Annotated in this window: 20 protein-coding genes; 7 read left to right on the forward strand and 13 right to left on the reverse strand. The window is 35.5% G+C overall.

What is annotated here, in order from left to right; genetic code table 11:
• Nucleotides 1-3 precede the first annotated feature (3 nt).
• Both FY049_RS16800 and FY049_RS16805 read right to left on the reverse strand, forming a co-directional pair.
• Nucleotides 4-2,145 carry a hypothetical protein gene (locus tag FY049_RS16800; RefSeq protein ID WP_327857722.1) on the reverse strand — a complete coding sequence of 714 codons (2,142 nt, stop codon included), beginning with the start codon at nucleotides 2,143-2,145 and terminating at the stop codon, nucleotides 4-6.
• Between the two features lie 259 nt (nucleotides 2,146-2,404).
• Entirely contained in the window at nucleotides 2,405-3,778 is a 1,374-nt protein-coding gene (locus FY049_RS16805) for a hypothetical protein (protein ID WP_224964237.1), read from the reverse strand.
• Between the two features lie 466 nt (nucleotides 3,779-4,244).
• Between FY049_RS16805 and FY049_RS16810 the strand changes: the two genes are divergently transcribed.
• Complete coding sequence (locus tag FY049_RS16810; RefSeq protein ID WP_224964238.1) at nucleotides 4,245-5,054, forward strand: DUF4882 family protein; 810 nt, start codon at nucleotides 4,245-4,247, stop codon at nucleotides 5,052-5,054.
• Nucleotides 5,055-5,163: 109 nt separating this feature from the next.
• Here the strand turns inward: FY049_RS16810 and FY049_RS16815 are convergent, their stop codons facing one another.
• The 5 genes from FY049_RS16815 to FY049_RS16835 all read right to left on the reverse strand — a co-directional run bounded on the left by FY049_RS16815 (nucleotide 5,164) and on the right by FY049_RS16835 (nucleotide 14,050).
• Nucleotides 5,164-6,846 carry a ShlB/FhaC/HecB family hemolysin secretion/activation protein gene (locus FY049_RS16815; RefSeq protein WP_224964239.1) on the reverse strand — a complete coding sequence of 561 codons (1,683 nt, stop codon included), beginning with the start codon at nucleotides 6,844-6,846 and terminating at the stop codon, nucleotides 5,164-5,166.
• A gap of 84 nt (nucleotides 6,847-6,930) precedes the next feature.
• A complete protein-coding gene (locus tag FY049_RS16820) occupies nucleotides 6,931-10,431 on the reverse strand; it encodes a GLUG motif-containing protein (RefSeq protein ID WP_446084035.1) in 3,501 nt (1,166 codons plus the stop codon).
• Nucleotides 10,432-10,967: 536 nt separating this feature from the next.
• Nucleotides 10,968-12,416 (reverse strand): hypothetical protein, encoded by a 1,449-nt coding sequence (locus FY049_RS16825; protein WP_224964241.1) that lies wholly within the window; start codon nucleotides 12,414-12,416, stop codon nucleotides 10,968-10,970.
• 331 nt (nucleotides 12,417-12,747) lie between these two features.
• Nucleotides 12,748-13,317: a dCTP deaminase gene (gene dcd, locus FY049_RS16830; protein ID WP_004723815.1), complete on the reverse strand. Its 570-nt coding sequence runs from the start codon at nucleotides 13,315-13,317 to the stop codon at nucleotides 12,748-12,750.
• A 139-nt stretch (nucleotides 13,318-13,456) separates the two neighbouring features.
• Entirely contained in the window at nucleotides 13,457-14,050 is a 594-nt protein-coding gene (locus tag FY049_RS16835; RefSeq protein ID WP_004723817.1) for a LysE family translocator, read from the reverse strand.
• 456 nt (nucleotides 14,051-14,506) lie between these two features.
• On the opposite strand from FY049_RS16835, the gene FY049_RS16840 reads away from it, so the two are divergent.
• The gene (locus FY049_RS16840; RefSeq protein WP_105714362.1) at nucleotides 14,507-15,058 is read left to right on the forward strand and encodes a DUF2062 domain-containing protein; all 552 of its coding nucleotides are present in this window, start codon (nucleotides 14,507-14,509) and stop codon (nucleotides 15,056-15,058) included.
• A 29-nt stretch (nucleotides 15,059-15,087) separates the two neighbouring features.
• Here FY049_RS16840 and FY049_RS16845 read toward each other — a convergent pair whose 3' ends face one another.
• Nucleotides 15,088-15,966: a 5'-methylthioadenosine/S-adenosylhomocysteine nucleosidase gene (locus FY049_RS16845; protein ID WP_262782905.1), complete on the reverse strand. Its 879-nt coding sequence runs from the start codon at nucleotides 15,964-15,966 to the stop codon at nucleotides 15,088-15,090.
• A gap of 346 nt (nucleotides 15,967-16,312) precedes the next feature.
• A complete protein-coding gene (gene apbC / locus FY049_RS16850; RefSeq protein ID WP_224964243.1) occupies nucleotides 16,313-17,563 on the reverse strand; it encodes an iron-sulfur cluster carrier protein ApbC in 1,251 nt (416 codons plus the stop codon).
• 321 nt (nucleotides 17,564-17,884) lie between these two features.
• Between apbC and FY049_RS16855 the strand changes: the two genes are divergently transcribed.
• Nucleotides 17,885-18,184, forward strand: a complete 300-nt coding sequence (locus FY049_RS16855) for a hypothetical protein (RefSeq protein WP_056515248.1) — start codon at nucleotides 17,885-17,887, stop codon at nucleotides 18,182-18,184.
• Between the two features lie 48 nt (nucleotides 18,185-18,232).
• Here the strand turns inward: FY049_RS16855 and FY049_RS16860 are convergent, their stop codons facing one another.
• Nucleotides 18,233-18,421, reverse strand: coding sequence for a hypothetical protein (locus tag FY049_RS16860; protein ID WP_004723829.1), 189 nt, complete (start codon nucleotides 18,419-18,421; stop codon nucleotides 18,233-18,235).
• Nucleotides 18,422-18,613: 192 nt separating this feature from the next.
• On the opposite strand from FY049_RS16860, the gene FY049_RS16865 reads away from it, so the two are divergent.
• Nucleotides 18,614-18,832 carry a DUF6500 family protein gene (locus tag FY049_RS16865; RefSeq protein ID WP_056515251.1) on the forward strand — a complete coding sequence of 73 codons (219 nt, stop codon included), beginning with the start codon at nucleotides 18,614-18,616 and terminating at the stop codon, nucleotides 18,830-18,832.
• Between the two features lie 4 nt (nucleotides 18,833-18,836).
• Here the strand turns inward: FY049_RS16865 and FY049_RS16870 are convergent, their stop codons facing one another.
• From FY049_RS16870 to FY049_RS16880, 3 genes are all read right to left on the reverse strand, one after another.
• Nucleotides 18,837-19,139: a putative quinol monooxygenase gene (locus FY049_RS16870; protein WP_224964244.1), complete on the reverse strand. Its 303-nt coding sequence runs from the start codon at nucleotides 19,137-19,139 to the stop codon at nucleotides 18,837-18,839.
• A 50-nt stretch (nucleotides 19,140-19,189) separates the two neighbouring features.
• Nucleotides 19,190-19,684: a hypothetical protein gene (locus FY049_RS16875; RefSeq protein ID WP_224964245.1), complete on the reverse strand. Its 495-nt coding sequence runs from the start codon at nucleotides 19,682-19,684 to the stop codon at nucleotides 19,190-19,192.
• Between the two features lie 102 nt (nucleotides 19,685-19,786).
• Nucleotides 19,787-20,587: a hypothetical protein gene (locus tag FY049_RS16880; RefSeq protein WP_224964246.1), complete on the reverse strand. Its 801-nt coding sequence runs from the start codon at nucleotides 20,585-20,587 to the stop codon at nucleotides 19,787-19,789.
• A gap of 180 nt (nucleotides 20,588-20,767) precedes the next feature.
• Here FY049_RS16880 and metG point away from each other — a divergent pair, with 180 nt between their 5' ends.
• The 3 genes from metG to FY049_RS16895 all read left to right on the forward strand — a co-directional run bounded on the left by metG (nucleotide 20,768) and on the right by FY049_RS16895 (nucleotide 24,538).
• A complete protein-coding gene (gene metG, locus FY049_RS16885) occupies nucleotides 20,768-22,822 on the forward strand; it encodes a methionine--tRNA ligase (protein ID WP_446084036.1) in 2,055 nt (684 codons plus the stop codon).
• 122 nt (nucleotides 22,823-22,944) lie between these two features.
• Entirely contained in the window at nucleotides 22,945-23,418 is a 474-nt protein-coding gene (locus tag FY049_RS16890) for a hypothetical protein (RefSeq protein ID WP_224964248.1), read from the forward strand.
• Between the two features lie 142 nt (nucleotides 23,419-23,560).
• Entirely contained in the window at nucleotides 23,561-24,538 is a 978-nt protein-coding gene (locus tag FY049_RS16895; protein ID WP_166781867.1) for an MBL fold metallo-hydrolase, read from the forward strand.
• The last annotated feature ends 106 nt before the right edge of the window (nucleotides 24,539-24,644 follow it).

The raw sequence follows: 24,644 nt of genomic DNA on the forward strand, positions 1-24,644 counted from the left end.
ATCCTATAAGCCTTTGGTAGTTATTTTCATATGCTGAATCAGCATTCCATCAATTAAGGCTGAGCCTAAATTGTTCAACGGTGTTGCTGACATAGTTGGTATTGGTGCTACGTTATTCGACATAGTAGCCCCTGTAACACCATTACCCGATCCTATAAAATTATCCACTGCCGTATTTGAAACTGTCCGCCAAGCTGCACCATTTAAATTTGAATCGGACCATGTACGATTCGCAGTTGAACCATACAATGGTGTTGTTCCAGAATTCGGACTAGTACATCCAGAGAGAAATCCTGTTGAACATGTCGGTGTATCTGGATATTTTGTCTGTGGATCTTTTATTAACCATCCAGTACCAGTGTAATATTCCCACTGTTTGAGGGATCCCGTTGTAGTTGTACAACTTCCAGTCCATGTACAAGTGTAACCCTGTCTCCAGTTATAATCATTAAGCTGACGTTGCGCATACCTAACTTCACGACCTGTGGCAGTCGTAGTTGCAGAACGTGATTGAGCTAAATTCCCAAATGACACTCCAACAGCATCGGCTCCCATATATGCTTTTAAAGTCTTCCCGCCATCATCACTATAGACTGTCCCTATACTAATACTACTGTGCGTTGCATTGTTGCCTTGATAGCCTGAGATAGTAGAAGTACCACATTGGTAAATATTACAAGTTGAACCTAAGTAGGTTGAATCAGCTCCAGTATAATCCGTATAAATCTTTTTATAGATTGATTCTTTATTTGGAATCCGAGCGATTTCTAAACTAAAATTCTTACCATCAGATCCTAATATTAAAGGCTGATACAATGAACCTAAAACCAAGTTGGTATTTAAATTATAAATAAAAATACCTTCATCTTTTGCAAAAGTTGGTGCTTTTGCATTTCCAGAAGTATCTAATGCTGGTGTATACAATAAATTAGTGTCTGAGGTTTCTTGAGTGCTTAAACGTAAAACTCTATTTTGATATTCTGCAGGTAAAGACCAAGTACGTGTTAACGTTTTCGAGTCAGTACGAGAACGATTTTGTACAATATATTGACAGCCAGTTCCTGTACCGAAAGCCCCAGTTCCCGCATTTCCACAATCACCTGTAGATGATGTGCTTAAACCTGAGTTTGCTCCAGCATGAATAGTACTCCAGGCTGAAAACGTACCATTATTTTCAGTGATTGCATCTGAGGACTTTAATTTCAAATTAGAAGCATCACCACTATTTAAACGGATTACACCAGCCAAGCCCAAAGTTTTATTATAAAACGGACTCAAACCGCCAGTATTGCTTGCACCATCTAAAGTTTGAAATAACTGAATTTTACTACCATTTAAACTAAAATTATTCCAAATTGCTTGCAACCGAATCCGATTTTCTCGATTTGTTATTTCGGTTCCATTACCTCGAGTGCCCGTACTTGTTCCGTATTGAAACTGGTTTGGATCACCATCTTTTTTGTTTGGATTTCGGACAAAAGCATCTGCCCACATCCCTAGCTTGAGCTTATAAGCATCGGAACCCTCAGCATCCAATGTTCCAGTCTCAAAAGCAGGTGCTTCTAAAGATAAATAAGTAACTTTTCCTGTGTCTGTATTTTTTGATCCACCAGCAATATCTGGCGTAAACGTTGGCACGGCATTCATCGTATCCACTTTCAAAATCCAAGGATTAGTTGCAGTTCCCCAGCTTTTGATTGCATTAATTGCTGTTGCAACGCCTGATGTGTTTTTAAGCATCCCCACACGTTCATTGATATCATTTGGATCTGCATCATTGGCTTTAGAGAGTGCTAAGCCGTATAAAAATAAGTCTGCTTTACCCACAGCCAAATCACCAGAATCAATGCTGTTATTTTTATTAGTATCTGCCGCTGTAAGACTTAATGGCCCAACAGGGATATAGTTGATAGATCCTGTATCTTTAGTTCGATCTAATAATTGTGTGGCTGTTTCATTAACACCAACACCTCGAAAAACCATATAAGCGTCTTGGGGAAGCAAAGCAATGCCTTCACCAGTCGTATTACTTAACTTTTCATCTGACATTTCTTCAAGTGCTAAGCAAGATTGACTGATCAATAAGCCAATAAAACTCGCCAAAACGGTTTTATGAAATTTTACCGTATAATTGAGTGTAGTCATCCACGACCTTCCTGTGTTATACGATGCTCCGCACCATATTTTATTTTATTTCTTAAATTCTTACTTCAACTGTATAAAAATCATCTTCCCTTGTTTATACAGTTTTGTTATCTACATCACACTTTATCTTATGCAATATTTTTTATTATGACAAAGTTTTTTGTGTAAAATATACGATTTTCCGATAAACGAATATTTCCAAGTAATAAAAAGCAATAGTGGTTAGTGCTATTGCTTTTAAGATATTGAAATAACAGGATTAGCAGAATTTTAAAGTACCATAACAATTCGAAATGATATTCTGCGTCGATAATGGCAAATTATTTAGATTAATTCCAACACTACTCCCTCTTAAATCAATTGGAGATAATGTTTTGGTAATCCCACTACCAAACAATGCTTGTAAACCATCCCCAGTATTCACACTAATTTTATATGCAGGCTCTTGAAGCTTCTGCCCAAGTATGGTTGCGAACTGTGGGTAAACAGAAGATATATCAATATTATCTTTAGGCGATATATCACCTAAATTTATTGGATCTTGCATAGATAACCACCATCCTCTCATGGCCTCTTCTTTCGCTCCAGGCCATTGTATTGTTTTTTGTTGCAAGGCCAAATATACAGAACTATTAATTGGTAAATTATGTATATACCCCAACCCTTCACTAAAATTAATATCTGCTGTTAATCCAGACAAAGTTGTATTTAATTTAATAAATGTATCTTTCACACATATAAAAAGAATCACACAAGCAGAATTATTTAAACTTACACCTAATTGCCCAGAATTACTTGAGATTGGTATATCAGGAATATTTGCTTTCGCAATAACATCAGCAGATTTCAATCGATTGCCTTTCACAACGGCACCATTTACAGTAAATGGAGCAACCATTGATGGAATTTTCAACCCAGTATTTGAACCAGATGAACCTTTTCCATAGCCTGCTTGTAAACCCACATTAGACCCACATCCTGAAGTACAAGCAAGAATATTGACATCTGCTGTTGTGGATACTGTTTCTCCGGGATTTAGCCCAAAAGTCCCAGCTTTTGTAATAGCATTTCCATATCCATTTACAATCATATATCCAGATAATGTGTTAATTCCATTAGGAACATCATTATTTGTACCAACTGTTAATAATCCTAATGCCTTTTCAGCACTTACACGTAATCCAACAATTTCTCGTTGCGATGCACTATTTGGGTTTTTTATCGCAAACTCTAAAAAAGGATTGGTTAACTTTGCAGAAGATGCAACGCGCCCTGTATTTGTATCAGCAAAACCACTCAGACTTAAATTATCAATATCAATATCACAACCACCAGCACCGTTTACACCACCACAACCTAACTGTAGCTTTTTAATATTCGCATTTAATTCTAACTCGGCCTCAAGTCCCAACTTATAAAAACCAATACTATTATCGCCACCACTACGTTTAGATTCTAAATTTGCAGTATCAGCAGGTGCAATATAAGACAAGCTCATAAGTGCCTGACCAGTGGTTTCAGACAGTTGCTCATCCGACATACTTTTTAAAGTTGAAAGTTCTGCATATGCAGCAGACATGGCAAAAACACTGAATGAAAAAAGTGTTAAACACAAAGGCTTTATTTTCAGCATGAACATCTCCTTATCCTTAGACTATGTTCAAAATTGTGAAGCTCTATTACCCTAATAACAAAACCTAGTTTTAGATAAACTTCATAAAATTTAGGCTTTTATCACTATAAAATGTATTTTAGTTTTCAATAGAGATATATAATGTGATTAATCTATCATAATACATTTCAACCCAGACTAAATTTCCGATAAAGTGATTTTTCTTTTTTAATAAAACTTATTGGATTTTACCTATTTCTAGTATCCGTAATATGAGGAAAGGTTTTTATACGAAATAACATAACTCCTAAAAAGAATTAAATTCTCTTATATAAGAACTCAATATATCTACGGCCACATAATTTAAGATTAACCTATCACCGGCAGGTTTTGATCTCTAAATTTTACAACTACTTTTTTATCGGTTTTTACCATTTGTTTACGTCTTTATCTTATATTTCAATTTCAAGATAAAAAGGATAAATTTGTGAAAAAGATAATAATCGGGTTGATTATCGGAACGATAAGTTTAGAGAGTTGGGGAGCTTGTAGTTATAATTTTGATGCAACAACTACTGAAATCCAGCAGATGGTTGGAAATCCCATTCCACCTGCAAAAAAATTTCCCTACTTAAACGGAACAACTGCTAGTTTTCCACTTGAGAATTCATCATATCAATATCATGCAAGCACTACTGCATTTGCGCAATCTTATAAAAATTATATGAATGGAACGAATAGCACAATTCCTGGAGATAAGAATTTATCGAGCACAGGAAACTATGCTGTTGAGCTAAAAATTGATAACTTTGCAGATATTCCTATAGGATCTCATTCGAGTAATCAGAGTGGTGTATATACATTAGGTTATAGTTTTTATGGTATAAAAAATGGAAACTTGAAGTACGGAGGCTTCGTATGGATTGTAAATTCAGATGATGCTAAAACCAAAACAGTCTATATTAGTTTTTCTGATTTAGGTGCAGGCATTAATTATGGGAAAGAGTTCGATATAGGCTACAACACTGCAAATAATTATAGAATTGGTCTTTATTTAGATCAAGATGCAAAACAAATTGGAATAAATTTAAATGGTGTAGATAAAGGCTATATTAACAATACACCATTATCAGACTTAGCTACTCAAATCAGTTTCCAGATGTTTGGTCTTGTAGGTGGCTATCCAACATTACTTACAGGAACTTATCAACCAACGGAAACTCTCATCTTTGACAGCAACCAAATGACTTTAAACTATTCTTCCAACACAAAAGATATCTGTGGCAATAAAATTTAAGGTATCCGTCTATTAAACTTTAATCCAATCCCTCTCTTTTAGGGAGGGAAAACCCTCTGTACCCACAGCACATAGAACTTTAGTTAATTTCTTTTTTTACATAACAATATTAAAACCGCCAACCAACTTGAAACAACAGTCTTGGATTTTTGTCTTTATCGCTTCTCGCTGCTGAAGTATCTCGCCATCCCAATGTCGCATTATAGTCAAAGTTTTGATAGCCTCCTCCAAAACCAACGCCTGTACCGCCAAGAAAGCGAGTGTTTTTTTCAGTTAAGTACTGATTCTTATTTTGTTGTATTTGACCAATATCTTGAAATAGATACATATTTAGAAACGGTTTAAGTTGATAATAAAAATTTATCGAAGCTCCCCATCCCTGATCACCTAGACCTTCTGCAGACGGATAGGCTCTCATTTGATTAAATGAGAATTTCTCAGAAGAATCGAGATTTTTAGATGCAAGTTGTCCATAAAGCTCACCCGTCAACCAAGAATATTGAGTCAGTCTTTGTTGTCGAGCAAATTTTATCTCATATTTATTAAAACTGCCTTGGGTCTTTGCAGACAAACTATCTATGTTTAATGCTGTAGGACTTTTAATATTTAAACTGCCAAGAGTAGCCAACAATTCAAGTTGATTAATACCGCCTTTTGCATTGCCTATCCCCCACTCGTCAGTTCGACTAAAATTCAGTGCTATACGACTAGCTTGAGTGTGTTTAGAGGTTTGGGTATCTGTAACTACAATTTCATCGAATAGTCTTCTTTTCTCTAGTTGCAGCTTTAAATTGAGGTTGGTTTTCTGGGATCGGATCAATGGATAAGTAAAGTTTAAATTATAGTTTTCAGAATTTCCTTTAGCATCCAATAATTTAAATTGTTCTCCTAATTCATATTGAGTAAGGCTATATCCTCCCCCAATCCACAAACCATTTCCCATGATTGGAAATTGGGCATTTAAATTGCCAGATATAAGATCTTGATTGCTTCCTAACAGTTGAGCAGATATTTTTTCACCGTATCCCATCATACTGTTACCTTCTACATATCCAGAAAGACGATATTTGCCTGTATATGTACTTCCAGCATTATCAAATCCGACTCTCCCTTGAAATTGCTTCTGACCAGCGATGTCCAAGATTAAATCTGTTTGCCCTATTTGCTTGCCTGCTTGCAAATTCGCCTGTATTGGTCCAATACCAGATAAATCGGAAAGATGTAATAGTGTTTGATTACTTCTTTGTTGCTCTAAAGCTTGTTGTTTCGGAATTCTGTTTGTATACCTACCAATAACAGAATTTTTAATATGAGATTGATTATTTAAAATAATATTATCTAATTGTCCTTCTAATATTTTAATTACAAGAATTCCCCTGTCTAGCTTTTGTTTTGGTAAATAAGCCTTTGCTAAAAAATACCCTTGTTTTTTATAGTATTGGGTAATGCTTGCTACACCCATTTGTAAATCGGCTAGGACATTATTTTTATTTTCTAAATGCTTAACCAATTCATGCAGTATTTTTGTGTCAATCTTTTGATTTCCTTCTATCTCAACCTTTCCCACCCAAATCGGGGTTTGGTCTTGACTATAATTTTGTTGAGATGCATCTGAGTCAAAATACTGTTGAGCTGCTTGAGTATTTTGACTGAATTGTTCTGGACTTAACTGCTTAACAATTGTTCCGCTATCAGGTACAGATATCTCTGCATGAGTATTTTCGGAAAAGCTAATAAGAATAAAAACATAGCCTATTTTTCGAGGAGTTTTTTTAGTTAAGTAAAAGGTCATATTTTCTCTAAATGTGCTCAAAATTGATACATAAAGCGAAGGGCAAATACCCCTCGCTTTTAAGGCTTAAAATTTATTTTTATATCAATGATTATATCGCAGCCATGGAGTCTTATTATTTTCATCAATGACCCATATTGAATTTGAGGTTAGATCAGAAACATCTGCGATGTCCCAGCTTGTAAAGGTCATGATTTGCTGAAGTTCAGCTGTTGTTTTGCCTGCTCCACCATCACTTTGAGTTTGACCTGAAGTTTCTATATTCCAATAACTGTTTATTACCTCAAGTAACCCAATTTTATCACCAGCTAAGCCCCCAACGTTGGTAACTCCGCTCACTTCTCCAGATGAAAAACTATTGTCAATTCGAGCAATAAAATTACTTGAAGCGCCACCAAGCAAACCACCAATAAAACTTTGCCCAGATACTTTACCTAAGGCATAGGTATTTGATAAATTTCCACCTTGTGTATTCCCAACTAAACCGCCAATATATTGAATGCCTTTTACCTCCCCATTTGCATAACTGGAAGAAATTATACCCTGATTATTTAAACCAACTAACCCGCCTACATTTGTAGTACCTTCAACATTTCCAGTTGCATAACTATTGTAAACACCCCCTCCATTAATCCCCCATTGTTCATTAAAACCAATCAATCCTCCTATATTTTCACTTCCATTCACTTTGCCAGTAGCAAAACTATTATTAATTTTTTGAGAGTTTTTGCCAACCAATCCACCCACAGATGTTGTACCTGTTACGCTACCCTTAGCTGAGCTATTTGATATTTCTGTTGCATTATAACCAACCAGTCCTCCTACAGACTCTGTACCTATAACATCTCCATAAGCATGACTATTTTTTATAATGCTCTTAGATAAATTCATCCCAACTAATCCGCCCGTATACCCAGCTCCTGTAACTTTTCCTGATGCATAGCTATCATCAATTTCTGTTATATTTTTTTCGTTTGGAAAACTATTACTGATATGGCCAACTAATCCTCCAGTATTTGCTCCTCCAACGACATTGCCAGTTGTATAACTACCTTTTACTTTCACCGCACCATTAATAGAAGCCACTAAACCTCCTGTAGAGGCATATGACAGTGCACTCGAGCTATTAACATCACCAGTAGCATAACTTTGCTCAATTGTAGCAGTAGAATCAATATCAACATCAGGATTGTTATATGACGCTTCTTGCCCAACAAATCCGACTAGGCCTCCAACATTATAATTTCCAGAGATCGTCCCTGTTGCAAAACTATTATAAATATTTGAATTTCCTTTCGAATACCTGAATGCTCCAACTAAGCCACCAACAAGATCAAAATTTCCACTGATATTTCCTGTTGCATAACTATTTAAAATATCATTGTTATACTGTTCGCCAACTAAACCGCCAACCCCATAAGCACCAATATTTAAAGGATCTAAAATATTAACCGAAGCATAACTATCCTTAATTAAACTATAGTTTTTACCAATCAAACCACCTATTGAGCCACCTTTAGCAGGTGGGGCTAGTCCCAAAATTGTAATATCACCTAAAGCATGAGAATTTAAAATTAAACCTGTTGTTTGTTGATTATTTTCATCTCGATAACCACTTTGACCAATCAGACCACCAGCATTAGACATTGCATAAACTGAATTAGAACTATAAGCATTTTTGACTATTCCAGATTTTTGAAAACCAATAAGACCTCCAACGTTATTTGTTCCTTTTATTATTCCATCAATAGTTCCAATATCTCTAATCGTATTTGAGGTTGCACCAAATAAGCCTATTGCCTGAGCCTTGATTGTTACTGGTAACTCCATTGAAGACGGTAATTGATCTATTCTATTTATATAAAGTCCACTAATTGTATGTCCTAGGCCATGGAATTGTCCTGTATAAGGATTATCACTCACACTTTCTGAAGTACTTATTCCACTAGGAGAGTTTGGATCATTGAATATTGTTCCAGTTCTTGCAAATACACCAATGGGCTCAAAACCATCACCATTGTTCCAATTCACAGTGTCAGTAGCATCTATATTACTTCCCAAAACATAATTGCCACATAAATTGTTTTTCATACCTTGCAGAGTGTTTATGCTTGCATCACCTTCTTCACCTAAATTATTAATGACAATATAAGATGTTCCATTAATCAATAACGTTGGAGCAGAACCGCTAATATTTATTTTCGATCCATTATTTAAATTGTAATCTGAACCAATACCATAATTCATTGCTAGTTTGGCCTTATCACCACTTAAATCCAAATCACTATTAAAGTTAATGTCTTTGGTGGCATTTAATGTTAGTGCTGTATTGTTACTCCAATTGGTTGCATCATTTAAATTAATGATTCCTTGAGCATCTCCAGTTCCAATAGCGCTCAAGGTTACATTACCTTTATTCAACGCATTACCCAATGTTGTACTACTTACACTACCACCAAAAAAATCTATATCTATATTTTTAGCTTGTAACTCCCAACCACTGGTTGTTGGCGGCAAACTACTTGTAGTATTACGCTGAGTTGTAATATTTGTACCAGTACTGATTTGCACATTCGAAGCAGTGGTCTTTATTTGCCCACCATTCCCACTCGTTGGAGCTGAAGCATCTAAAGTTCCACTCACATTTACCGTGCCACTTACTAGATCACTACCTAGCTCAATGACACCGCGAACATTATTTACAGTCTGTGCTTGTACTACTCCCACGCTATTTACAACAGCATTGCTTAATTCATCTAAACCTTTTGCAGTTAGAACAACCTTTCCTCCATCTGCTTGAATCATTCCACCCGAATTAATTAGTGCTTGTGCTTTACCATGATTGATCGTATAGCCAAGTAAACTACCATTATTTAAATTTAAAGTAATATCTCCACCTGCAGCAAGTAGCACATTCCCTTGCGGTGCTTTAATTGTACCTGTTTGTCTCACACTTGGTGCAATTAGTGCCACTGTCCCCCCTACAGGTACCGTAATTTTGCCGCGATTTTCTACAGTTTTATTATTTGCTGCATTACTAAATTTAAAGTCATTATTATTAAAATCACTATTACTTAAATTAAGCGTTGAGGCAACTAAGCCTCCAGTATTGACTTGTGATGTACTACCAAATAAAACACCATTCGGGTTGATAATAAAAACTTGCCCATTTGCATTCAATTGACCATTTAAGGTTGAAATACTATTACCAGTCACCCTATTTAAAGTAATTGCACTTGTACTTGGTTGTACAAAGTTTACGATTTCATTGTTATTGGTAGAAAAACTGCTCCAATCTATTGCAGCTTTTGCTGTAGATTGGTTAATCGTTGTGGTTGTTCCTGTTGCTGAAATTGTTGCTGTTCCAGAACTAACAATACCTCCTGTTGGGCCAGCAAATGCAATACTGGCACTTAACAAATTAATGGCAAATAATGCGACTATTTTTTTAATAAAGCCTATATTTTTCTTTAATTTGCGTTGGGTAGTCGATTGTTTTTTGACACCCCCACTTTTAACAATTTCACTGACAGCTTGCCAGCAAAAGTGTTGAGTATTCCATATGAGTCGGTAAGTTTTATTCATGAGCGTCACCTTTTTATTTTCGACTTTTACTAATATTTTTATGGAGAAATTTTTAGCATACTTTTTATTTTAATAATTACTTTTTGTATAATTTCAGACAAATGGTGGTTATAAAAAGTTTTGCCTTATTTATATATTGATAGTTTTAGAGATTAATAAAAGAAATATATGTCCCATATTTAAGCCAAAAATTTATAAACTTACAGCAAAAAAATTTCTCAATTAAAAATTAGCATCCTATAGCCTTTACATAAACTAAAGACTTAATTAATAATTATAATTATCTGTTTTAATGAATACGCATCTTAAATTACTTCCTTTTTAATACAATAACTGTCTTCTAACCCCTCACTTTTCATAAGATAAAAATTGAACCATAAACTTTTTACTGAACTTTAATTATTCCACAAGAAAAATTAAGCAAGTAGATGTTGATATGTGTTTTTAATTCCTTTTAACAAATAAGTACCTTTCAATCAGAATCTAAAAGGCACTTTTTTAAGATCGATATAAAGTTTTTAAAATATTATTCAGAATTAACAGAATTTTAATGAGCCATAGCAGTTGGCTGTTAAATTCTGATTTGCTAGCTGCAAATTTGCCAAAGTCAATGTTGCTGGATTTGCAAGCGTTGCCTGATTTAAATCCACCACAATTGGATTTGGTGTAGTCATCGTAATTCCAAAAAGTGTACCAATAGCAGCACCAGCAGGTGCGTATACTCTATTTTCCTCTTTGAGTAACTCGTTGGTCATCAAACTAGCCACTTGAGGTAATACATTAGATATATCTACTTGTTGGGTAGCTTTTAAATATCCCAACTGTACAGGTTCTGCAAATGACATCCACCAACCTTTTTGTGCGACATCACTATTACTCATTTGTGTAATCGCCTTGCCAGAAGTATCATTTGAATCAATATAATTTCCAGGCCACAATAAAGCCTGTTGCTGTAAACTTAAATATCCCCCAGTGCCTGTTAAAGGGATGTTATGAAACATACTCAATGATTGATCGAACGTAATATCCATATTCAAATTTTTTACTGCTGAACCATTTGCAAGTTTAATTTTAGCTTGTGTCGCGATAAGTAAAATCGGATCAAATGTAACTTTCAACTGATTCAAAGGCCCTTGATCCAATGCAATTGAATCAATCTTTGTTGAGACACCTTCAACATGGGCATTATTCAATCGACTACCATTCACCTGAAATTCTGGTATTGTAAAACCTGCTTTTAACGAAGGTACAGTAATGCCTTGCGTATCCGAGCTTGTAGGATCTGATGTAAATACACGATTATTTCCTAATGCATTCAATAGCCCTTGAATTTGATGATTTGGTTGATTACCAAATACAGTTGCTTTTGTAGAAGCCTCACCTGTGGTTGCAGCAATTCGCATAAATCCACTCAGACTTTGAATTCCATCGCTCGTTGAAGGTACAAGGCCATTTTCAATTCCTGCAGTTAGTAATCCCACTATTTTTTCTGCACTGAAACGTAAACCAACAACTTCGCGTTGTGATGCTGATTGCGGATTTTTTATTGCAAATTCCATAAATGGATTGGTAAGTTTTGCGCTTGTAGACGCTCTCCCTTCCGTTCCAAAATCAGGAGAACTACCACTAGAAGCGTTATAGTTTGCTGGTAAGCCACTTAATGATAGGTTTTTTATATCTACGTCACATGCACCAGCACCGTTCGTGCCACCACATCCTAACTGCAAATTTTTAATATTTGCATTTAAATCCATTTCAGCTTCAAGTCCAAGTTTGTAAAAACCAATATTTGAGCCACTACTATATTTGCTCATTAGATTGGCAGAATCATTTGGTGCAAGATAAGCAAGGCTCATCAATGCTTGACCTGTGGTTTCTGATAATTGCTCATCAGTCAGTGCTTGTAATGTTGCTGCATAAGTAGTATTTATCCCTAAACCACTTAATGCTAGCAATACAAGACTTAAATATTTTCTCTGGGACATCTTATGCTTCCATCCTTAGCAAAGCTTGACCTTAATTATTTATGCCTATGCTAAATTACCCTTCTAGAAATGAATAAATAACACAGTATAAATCACATTTATTTTAATGTTTATTTGTAGCATAGATCGAAATTCATACCGAATAAAGATTTGTATTTTCCGATAAAAAACAATAATTTCACATAAGTTAAAATTTTATTTAGTTAAATTTAACTATGGTCTTATTTTAAAATTTTTATCATAAAAAAATATAAAATTCATATTTATCATGTTGATATATACATAAAAAAAGCAAGTGATTTACACTTGCTTCTTTTAGCTCATTTTTAATTTAAGCTTTAGGTAAGGTTACCCCAACCTGACCTTGGTATTTACCACCACGATCTTTATAAGAGGTTTCACAAACTTCATCAGATTCAAAAAACAGCATTTGAGCAACACCTTCACCGGCATAAATACGCGCAGGTAAATTCGTCGTATTTGAAAACTCTAATGTCACATGACCTTCCCATTCAGGTTCAAGTGGCGTTACATTTACAATGATACCGCAACGTGCATAAGTCGATTTACCTAGGCAGATCGTCAAAACATTACGTGGAATACGGAAATATTCAACAGTACGTGCTAACGCAAATGAGTTTGGAGGGATGATACAAACATCAGATTCAATGTCGATAAAACTACGTTCATCGAAATTTTTAGGGTCGACAATGGCAGAGTGAACATTGGTAAAGACTTTAAACTCACGTGCACAACGTACGTCATAACCATAGCTAGATACGCCATAAGAAATTAGCTTTTCACCATGTTCATCATAACGCACTTGGTTTTCTGCATACGGTTCAATCATACCGTGCTTTTCGCTCATTTCACGAATCCAACGATCAGACTTAATTGCCATTTATCTCTATCCCAAAACTGTGCTATTTACTGCGCTGTACTTTAACTGAAATTGCTTTTGAAAGGAATGTTTATGACGAAATAAAGCAACCCAAGTCTGTAAGTAAACGTACAAACTTAAGTTTAACTAACATCGATTGCTAAAGGCTTAAAAGTGCTGAATAGCTCAGTGGTACAGTAAAACTCACTAAAACTAAAGACGCAGTTCTTTGCATATTACGCTGATTGAGCCAAGTCACTTTATTACTGCAAATCACAGAACCAATAAATGTCCAAAAAAATGCAATCGGTACGATTAATAATAAAAACACCAACATATGTGAAGTATAAGCAGACGCATTTTGCCATACATGTGTTGGAAAAATTGCAGAAGCAAAAAGAAGTGCTTTCGGGTTTAAAAGGGTTGCAAAAAATAACTCACGCGCCCGAATTGTCGCATGATTAAAGTTTTCATCTCGATTTGCTGTACGCCATAATTTTAAAGCCAGGAATAAAATATAGCCTGCGCTAAATAATTTAAGAATAACAGGTACACTTGGAAACTGTTTAGACACAGATCCAATAATTAACCCCCAAATGGTAATGGAGATAAGATAGCCAAGCGCTTCCGCTGGAATTAATGCAAGAGATTTTCGAATTCCAACTTGAATTCCAGAAGATGCTAAAAGCGTATTGGTTGGTCCTGGTGTCAAAAGAATCGTCACCACCAAGCCAATAAAAAACCATGAAATCATTAAATGACCTCATCAATGGATTGATCGCAGATTAAATCTTTTAAATTGAATTGGCAAAAAATTAATTGTAAGAGAACTTATTGAAGAACATTACCCTAAATGAAAATATATTTTATTTTCAATGCTTTGAAAACTTAAAATCAGATAAAAACTGCAAAGTCACTGATCGAAGAAATGCTGTTTTTATGTCCAAAATCAAACTTTTAAATCAATAATAATACCTTTTAAATCAGTAAGTTTATTCCCAAATAGAACACTGATTAGCCTTAAAATAACAAGTAGTTCAATTACAGGCAGTCTTAGACATAAATCAAGGGCTTTTTAAGTAAATTTTCAGTTTTATTGACTATTCTTTATCCATATTTTTCTCTTACTCATTAGGTTTTTTGTCAGAAAGGTTGTCGTTTTTATCTACATTGATGCACAATAGTTACCTTTCTTGCATTTTCTACTTTTATGGCAAAGCATTTTTTTCAGTCTTGGCTCCCTAGTCCAGAGCGAGTCAACAATTTGAAATTCATGAAGATTTTTGGCGATAAAGCCTTAAGTCCTCAGCTTTGGTATGTCAATCGAAAATCGATTTCTAAAGCAATGTTTATTGGTACCTTTTGGGGCATCTTGCCTATCCCATTCCACACCTTATTAATTATTTTTTCAGTTTTATTCTTTGAAGCAAACTTACCGATTGGTTTAATTTTAGCTTGGATCATGAATCCCTTAACCATTGTGCCAATTTTGATTTTTGCCTTTTGGATTGGTTCCAAAATTTATCATGTGCATATGATCAATAAGGAAATGTTACTTGGTGTTTTCCATCAAATCATTCATTGGATCAAAAACTTTGGCCATGGGCATATTGATTTTAGTCTAGCCAAAATTCTTGCAACTGGTTTGTTTATTGAAGCATTTGTATTTGCATCGCTACTCTTTATTGTGACACGTATTTACTGGCGTTGGAGCGTGATTAAAAAGTGGAATAACCGTAAAAAACAGCCAAACATTCTTTAAACAAGCTCCAACTTATTCTGATAAAAAATTTACTTTAAAGCGGCTTGTTTAGCTTTCATATATTCAACAACCACATCTAGAACATAATGCTGGCACGCTTCTCCAGTACCAGGATCATATGCACCCCCATTGGTAATATTGTTCGATAAAATACGAACACCAAGGAATGGTACTTTATATTGGCTGGCAATTTGTGCCACAGATGCAGCCTCCATTTCCTCTACAGAAGTGCCATAGTTTTTATGGAAAAAAGCAATTCGGTCCAATTCATTGTTCCAAACATCTGCTGAACCAATAGTACCTTCAACCACACGGCCCTTGCTATAATTGGTTTTTGCACGCTGTGCTGCCAATAACAGATCTTTATCTGCTTCAAATTTACGAATTGCAATCGGTTCAGGATCAGACTCATCCGTAGGCAGTACATCAAAAGCTTCTGTCCATTCAAGAGAATTTGAACCCTCTCCAACTGCTTTTTTAGGTGTTCTAAATGCACCAATATTGGTGGTGTAACGACCTAAAACAATATCATAGACCTTAAGATCAGGATCATGCCCACCTGATGTTCCTTGGTTAATAATCGCAATGGGTTTATAACGTTCAATCGCAATTGCTGTTGCGGCAGCAGAGTTGCTCATTCCCATTCTTGTTTTAGAGATAATCACCGGATAACCCTGATAGGTTCCTTTCCAAAACGTCCAACCACCGAACGTTTCGACTGTAGAATTGCTTAGTTTTGAGGCCATTTGCTCAGACTCTACAGGTAAAGCACCTTGAATGATGATGGGTTGTAATGATTTCTGTGTAGTTGAATTAGAACTGTTTTTATCTGAATCACTATCGTTACATGCAGCCAAGAACATCGAACTACAGACTCCCAAAGCACATAAGATTTTTTTTAATAGCATGGTCTACTCAATGGTTTAAATAAGAAATTATACCTAAGCAATGAATATACCAGTTGATCAATTTTCTATATTTTTATATAGATATTAAAGAGAAGGTCTTTTAAATTTTATTTTTGAATTAAGAATAACTTTAATTAACTTAGCATAGCCTGTTAATCAACCCTATTTGTAGCATACCCTTCATATTTAACAGAAATTATTTGAATTTCTTTGGGATACTAAAAATGGGCAGTACCTATAAAACATTATTATCGAGTAAGTTTAAATATTTCATTTATCCATTCTCAAGTATCCTCTCTTTAATTCAATTGCTAAAATAAAGAGAGGGCGCTTGAGAGGTCAGTTCTTAGAAAATTCTATGTGGATCTTTTTCGGCTTTAGGTAAAGCTTGTGCGATTTTTTCAGCAATAGCCATATAGTTTTCTGCAGCAACATCTCCTGCAATCACAGAAGGTTTACCAGCATCAGCATTTTCACGAATTTGAACATTTAAAGGCAATCGACCCAGCAACGGAATATTATATTGCTCAGACAATTGATCTCCACCACCTGTACCAAAAATTTGTTCTTCATGACCACAGTTTGAGCAAATATGCGTCGACATATTTTCTACCACACCCATAACTGGGATATGCACTTTATTAAACAATTCAATCCCTTTCACTGCATCCATCAAGGCTACATTCTGGGGTGTCGTCACAATCACAGCGCCAGTGACAGGAATACGCTGGGCAAGGGTTAATTGAATATCACCTGTACCAGGTGGCATATCGATAACCAGAACATCTAAATCAGGCCATAGCGCTTGATTAAACAGTTGCATCAATGCACCTGTGGCTTTTGCACCACGCCAAGCAACTGGTGTATTTTCTTTCCCAATCAAATGACCGATCGAAAGTACCGCCATGCCATAGGCTTCTAATGGTACAAAATTTTCACCTTCTATTTTAGGTGTTTGTCCAGCATTACCCAGCATTGTTGGAATACTTGGACCATAGATATCAGCATCCAAAACCCCGACTTTTAAGCCTAATTTGTGTAAAGCTAATGCGATATTTACTGTGGTGGTTGATTTACCCACACCACCTTTACCCGATGATATGAGGATCACATTTTGAATTCGAGGGTGCTTCGGAATATCTCGTTGTTGTGGTGCTGCTTTTTGAATCGGCGGATTATTAGGGTCTTCTTGTGTATTTGCCATTTTAGCAGAAGCATCGACAACTGGAGGAAGATTAGGATGTTGCTCTTTTGGCTTTGAAGCGCAACTATGCCCTGCTTTTCCATGCTGATCATTGCCACAACTCGAATCATGTTGAATTTTTTGTTGAATCACATGCAAATTCAACTCTTGAATACCGCACTTCTCCAATGCATCGGCGAGATCATCATGAATTTTTTGTAAATGATCTGACTCTTCAGGATAAGTATTAATTGTTAGTTGTAATACTCGGCCTACAACATTCACTTGAGTAATACGATCTTTTAAGACATTTGAATTTGGCAAAATATAGTTTTGCAAAACAGATTGGACTTCTTCCTCTTTCACCTCCTGCGCAGGAGAAAAAACTGATTTAAGCGAAGAAAGCCACGACATAGATTTGCTCCAAATTTGCAAATACAATAAATACTGAGAACAGATAGTTTAACTGTAAATTGACCTGAGGTTAAGCAAACTTCTATTCAGCTTTTTGAATGTTGTTATTAATCCTACTGATTTAGTTGGTTTAGCATCCAAAATAATCTATTCAATCATTTTATCTCATTGTTCAGAATGAACTTTTAGTTTTTGCGATTTAGATTTCTATGACAAACGCCTTCTTAATAATTCCCATACAAATACTGGATAAAAAATAGCTATAGTCACGTTGGGTAAATAACAACTTTGTGTGGTTTTTGACAATAATAAGGTAGGTCTATGAAGTCTCTATTATTTTTAGTTTTTTCTGTAATCATTTCGAGTTCAGCTGTTGCTGGAACCTCTACAACTGCGGTGCGTACATCTTCAGGGCAATTGGTTTCTGTAGGTGATAGTTTGACGGAAATGTCGACACGTATTGGCCAATCTCCAATTTCAATGAACACTTATGAACGTAAAGAAGGTAAAACGACGGTTACCGTATCCAACTATATCTATGAGATTGAGAATGTAACTTATACTTTTACGGTGGTGAATAATCAGATTCGTGAAATTGAGTGGATTCGTAAAGAACCTTAATTAAAAAGTATCACTGAACAGCGTGGCGCTGTTCAGTGATTGTTCAAATTACTTTTCATCATCTTTTTTGTGCTTCAAATCATTTACAGCTTGCTCACCTTTAAGCAGTGTTTCTTTTGCTTTATGTTTGAGGTCATCTGCAACCTTTTCAGCACCTAATTTTGCTTCTTTGGCTTTCAACTTCACATCATCAATTACTTCAGAAGCTTTGTTTTTTAAATCGTCTAAATTTGTCATAATTTTCTTCCTATTTAATTAAGTCTCACCCTAGTTATAACAACTGAAACTCAATAAAATGTAAAAAGATGCATTTCTTTAACAATTCATACACAGTTTGTAGCGATGTGTTTTTTTGTTTCAAAATGAATAAAATAGCTTATTCTGATTGATTGAAAATCATTGAATCAAAACAAATACCGAGTCTATTTAATGCAACAGTTAATGAAAGAAAAAATTATCCGAGTCTGTAATGATAAAATTGCCAAAAAGGGAGATGATGTTGGTTTATCTTTTTATGCATTCTTTGCCAATAAAAATGACGATCCAGAAACCCTAATGCAAGTGGCTGAATGGTGGATTAAAACCCATCAGCTTGATCATTTTGAAAAGGCAATCAAGATTAAGAAAATGATTGAAGATGAATGCTAAATATTCATTTTTTAAACAATTCATCATAATGCTGCATATGGGTAAAAATTCCGTCTTGTCTTCTATGTTGATCAATTTGCGGGACTAAATCCTGAAAATGGAAGGATTGAACATGGGCATCTAAAGCAGCTCGATCCACCCATTCCTCAATAAATACAAAATGCCCTATATTGCGTAAATCATGATATAAATCATAGGCAATACAGCCCGCTTCTCGTTTAGTTTGCTCAACTAATTGTTGATATAAAGGTAAAACTAAATCAATTTTATCCACTTGGATAAAGTCTTCGGCAATCAGTTTAAGCATAGGTAATTTCTTATTGATATCGAAGTTCGAACATAACATGAAACGTAAATTTAAACCCAATGATGTACTTGTTTTCTAAACATATTCTGAGCATTAAATTTTCTGCATAAAATGAAGTAAACTGCATTTCCGAGAACTAGACCAATACAAAACGGGAGCAATAACAGTGAATAAGCGAAGATTAAATAACTCAATGCCTCGATAAAGCTAGATAGAGCACCATCTAAACATAAAACTAACAATAAAAAACTTAGCATAATGACAAAGATCAAAGTCATAGATTTTATAATCTGTCTTGTTTCGATAATTTTTTGAGGTGGTTTAAATACTTTAAAAATAACTGTGTAACTAAAAAACCCGACCAGCAGTAAAAATGGGGTTAAATACAATACGACTTCCATGCCTCGGCTTGAAGTTCGTTCAGAAGCTGAAATAAATAAATCGCCCTGATAAAAATATAGAAAAAGACAAAATGGCACAACTAAACTGAGAACAGCCCCTAAACTTGCAAATGCTGAAGCAATAAATACATACCAAGACCGCATGATTTTCTCCTTCTTCGATCTTGGTGTTAGTTTCTAAAATTAAAATGTAGCGTGTTTGATTAGGATGTGAAGTTTAGGTGAAGAATCATCACAATTGGAACTTTATGATCGGACATTTCCCATAAAACTGACTGCCGCAAATAGCCAAATAAACAATACGAAACTGCGACCCCGATTAAAATGATTCAAATCCGTACCATGTAGAATGTTATGCCGTGTCATACTCACCGTTGAACTACTATCCATCTTATAAGCAGCCAACTCTAAAAAATAATGATTCAATTCATTGGCAATTTTAGCTTTATGCCACAAACTTTTAATTTCATGACCTTTTAACCCTGGAACGATTTTATAGACATCAATAAACTTGGTGTCCTGTTGTTTTAAATAACCATTTTGAACTAAAACAGCCGTTAACAAACCTTCCAATTGAGCATAAAGCAATGGAATACATCCTGCATACAACTCTAATTGATAGAGTTTAAAGCTTTGTTCTAACACAGCTTGGTATTGTGGCTTCTGCTCACCCAGCGCTAATTGATCAAAAGCTTTAAACATCTCAGACTGAAAAAACGCACTGTTGATCACATCTAAAAGATTAAACTGAGCAATATCTTCAGCTTCATGTATCAATTGCCAAAAATGCAATAGATTGAGAGCGTCATTGGCAATTTTAGCCCCTACAGGCTGATCCAATTGATTGGCTAAAACTTCAAAATAAGGCTCTTCTTGAGCAAACCCATTGAGTGTTTCAATAAGATACTGATGTTCATCTTCAGAAATTTCTTCAAAATAGCGTTCAGCTTGTTTCAGAATATTTTTTTCAATCAGATTTTTACTATTTTGATTTTGTGGAATACGGGTTACAGGCTGGTCATCATCAAAATATTCATCATCAATCATAGATTTATTACTCTTGGGAAATACACGAATACGTCATTCTATAATAATGAATTGGCAGATATAAGAATATGCGTAAAAATCTACATTTGAAAAGAATTCACCTATTCTGTTGTGCATCTTCATAGCAATTACGCTAAAATCAATGCCCTTGCATTAACTTTGAGAAAGAGAGTTATATCCGTGCGAAATATTTTAGTCACTAACGCCCTTCCATACGCAAATGGTCCTATTCATATGGGTCATCTACTCGGCTACATCCAAGCAGATATCTGGGTTCGTGCCATGCGTGCAATGGGTCATGAAGTGACTTATGTCTGCGCGGATGATGCACATGGGACAGCAATCATGCTCCGTGCAGAAGCAAATGGGATTAGTCCAGAAGCACAAATTGCCAATGTGCAAAAAGAGCATATTCGTGATTTTGATGGCTTTGGCGTACATTTCGATCACTATGATTCAACCAATAGCGATGAAAATAAAGCACGCTCGGAAGAAATCTATATTAAAAACCGTGAGGCAGGCAATATTGCGATTCGTCCTGTTACTCAGTTGTTTGATCCTGAAAAAAGCATGTTCTTGTCAGACCGTTTCATTAAAGGGACCTGCCCAAAATGTAAATCAGAAGATCAGTATGGCGACTCATGCGAAGTGTGCGGTACGACCTATAATGCGACAGAGCTATTAAATCCACGCTCAACATTAAGTGGTGCGACACCTGTTGAAAAATCATCAGATCATTATTTCTTTAAACTCCCAAATTTTGCCGAATACTTGCAAAAATGGACGCGTGACGAAGGTCGTTTACCTGTTTCGATCGCCAATAAGTTAGATGAATGGTTTGAAAATGGTCTAAACGATTGGGATATCTCTCGTGATGCACCTTATTTCGGCTTTGAAATTCCAGATGCACCAAATAAATATTTCTATGTTTGGGTTGATGCCCCGATTGGTTATATGTCAAGTTTTGAAAATTACATCAAAACGAAACGTCCAGAATTAAGCTTTGACGACTACTGGAAAAAAGATTCTAAAAATGAGGTCTATCACTTCATTGGTAAAGACATTGTATATTTCCATGCGTTGTTCTGGCCTGCGATGTTAGAAGGTGCAAATTACCGCACCCCTACAGGTCTATTCGTAAATGGTTTCTTGACTGTAAATGGTCAAAAAATGTCAAAATCGCGTGGCACATTTATTAAAGCTGAAACCTATTTACAGCACTTAAATCCTGAATATTTACGTTATTACTTTGCTTCTAAACTCTCTGATAAAGTTGAAGATTCTGATTTGAATCTTGCTGACTTTGTACAAAAAGTAAATTCAGATTTAGTAGGAAAAGTTGTGAATATTGCCAGTCGTTGTGCAAAATTCATTAACAGCAATTTTAATAATAGCTTGTCTACAACATGTGCTGAACCTGAACTGGTTCAAAGTTTCATTGATGCGGGTGATTCGATTGCTCAATCTTATGAAGCGCGTGAGTTTTCAACCGCTATACGTGAAATCATGGCACTTGCTGATCGTGCAAATCAGTATATTGATGAGAAAAAACCATGGGCTTTGGCAAAACAAGAAGGTCAGGAACAACAAGTTCATGATGTCTGTTCTGTTGGGATCAATCTATTCCGCCAATTGGCTGTTTACTTGGCACCAGTACTTCCAACTTTGGCAAAACAAGTTCAAGACTTCTTAAAACTTGAAAGTTTTGATTTTACTTCAGGAAAAACGGTTTTAGTTGCGCATGAAATTGCTCAATTCCAACCATTGATGCAACGTGTTGATCCCAAAGCAGTTGCTGCAATGGTTGATGCATCAAAAGAATCTTTAGCTGCTGCAACACCAGCGAAAGCAGAAAAGAAAACTGAAAAAACCAAAGAGAAAAAGCCTGAAACCAAAGTGGGTGAAGCAGAAATCATTACGATTGATGACTTTATCAAAGTCGACTTGCGTGTTGCTGAAGTCTTAGAAGCTACAACAGTAGAAGGTTCTGATAAGCTGCTTCAATTGACTCTAAATATCGGTGAAGCTGAACCACGTAATGTATTCAGTGGGATCCGTGAGTTCTACAAACCTGAAGACTTAACTGGCAAATTGGTGGTTATGGTTGCAAACCTTGCGCCGCGTAAAATGCGTTTTGGTATTTCAAATGGTATGGTGCTTGCTGCTGGAAATGGTGATGGTGTTTGGGTGATTTCACCTGAATCTGGTGCGAAACCAGGTGATAAAGTTTCTTAATTATTGATTATCTCATCCTAGACGATCATAAATCACTAAAAGGCTTCTTCGGAAGTCTTTTTTTATGCTAATGTTTTACTACACTATCATTATAAAAATGAAAAAAAGGGGCTAGCCTCAATATGGATATGTCAAAAAATAACAAAAGAAAAATATCTGCATTTATCCTCTGTGGTCCATTCATCGGTACATTTATTATCGCAATCACATTTCACAGCGAAATTATTTTTTATAATCCAATGCGGTTTTTAAAAGGACTCATTACACCATCTATTATATTTCCAATGATCGCTGCATTCATCTTGATTACTCCATTTGGTTATCTCCTAGGGTGCATTCCAGCCATCATTACCAATCTCTTATTTAAACACTTTTTTGCAAGTAAATTAGTGTTAGCCTCTTGGCGTTATAGTTTTATCTATGGGTGTCTTTTAAGCTTTATGCTAGCCCCTTTTATTCTTATCATTGCTATAGTCACGCCGTCCCCTTTATTCACTTTTCTTTACCTCCAGTTTGTCCTTATACTATCAACAACGCTGATTTGTACTTTTATTGAATGGAAAAGAGCCAGAAATCGTCAGGATATAAATGAATGACCTCACATAGCTGATTCGATCATTGTGCATATTAATAAAAAATTCGCTTACAAAAGTAGATTTTTTTTCATATATAAAAAGCGCAGTGCTGAACGAATCCATGTTAAAAAATAATTCGTTAAATTAATTTTGATCAAATCCAATGAAAAAAACCGCCCTATCATTATCAGTCCTTTTATTCGGCTTATTCCCTCTTACATCACAAGCAGAAGTCACTAAAACATTACCGATCATTGAACAACAAGCACAAGTAGCAGGATTTTACCAACATCAGCTGGGCAATACACAAATTACCGCCTTGCTAGATGGCACCAACTTTATGTCTCCCACACTATTTAAAGATATTTCACAGGATAAGGTTCAAGAAATTTTAAAGAAATATCATGCAGATCAAGCCAAAGGTGTACAAACATCGGTGAATGCATTTTTAGTTAACACAGGTAAATCACTGGTTTTGGTGGATAGTGGTACTGCAGATTGTTTCGGTGCACATCTAGGCTCTGTATTAAAAAATCTCAAAGCTTCAGGTCATCAACCTGAACAAATCAATACGATTTTACTGACACATTTACATCCTGATCATTCTTGTGGTGTCAGTAAAAATGGCATAGCAAACTACCCAAATGCCACCATCTATGTCTCTGAAGATGAAGAAAATTATTGGTTGAATCCGAAACAGGCTGAAAAAATAGCACAAGATAAACGTGCCAATTACTTAGCAACTGTAGAAAAGATCAAAGCCGCCCTTGCACCCTATCAAGCTAAAAAGCAGTTTAAAACATTTAAACTGGGTGACAACATCAATGGATTTGAAGTGATCAACACAGCAGGTCATACCCCGGGACATTTTAGTTACAAACTAAAAACAACGGGTGAAGATATTGTTTTTATTGGGGATATTGTCCACTCTCATACAGTACAATTCGATAAACCAGAAACAGCAATAGAATATGATATTGACCCGAAAACAGCTGTTCAAACCCGATTAAAGCAGTTTGCAGATTATGCCAAAAATGGACAGACCATTGCAGCGCCACATTTGCCATTCCCGGGCATTGGACATATTTACTCAGCAGATGGGAAGAGCTATCAATGGATTCCTGTTCATTTTAAAGATTAATAATTTTATTGTTTAAGTAGAATCTTTTTAATGGTCTTTAAAAGCTCCTGCTAAGGCTAGAGCTTTTATTTTGCTTCTTAATTTCTTATCTTTTTCTTTCATCTGG

The sequence above is a fragment of the Acinetobacter sp. 1125_18A genome, assembly GCF_052824985.1.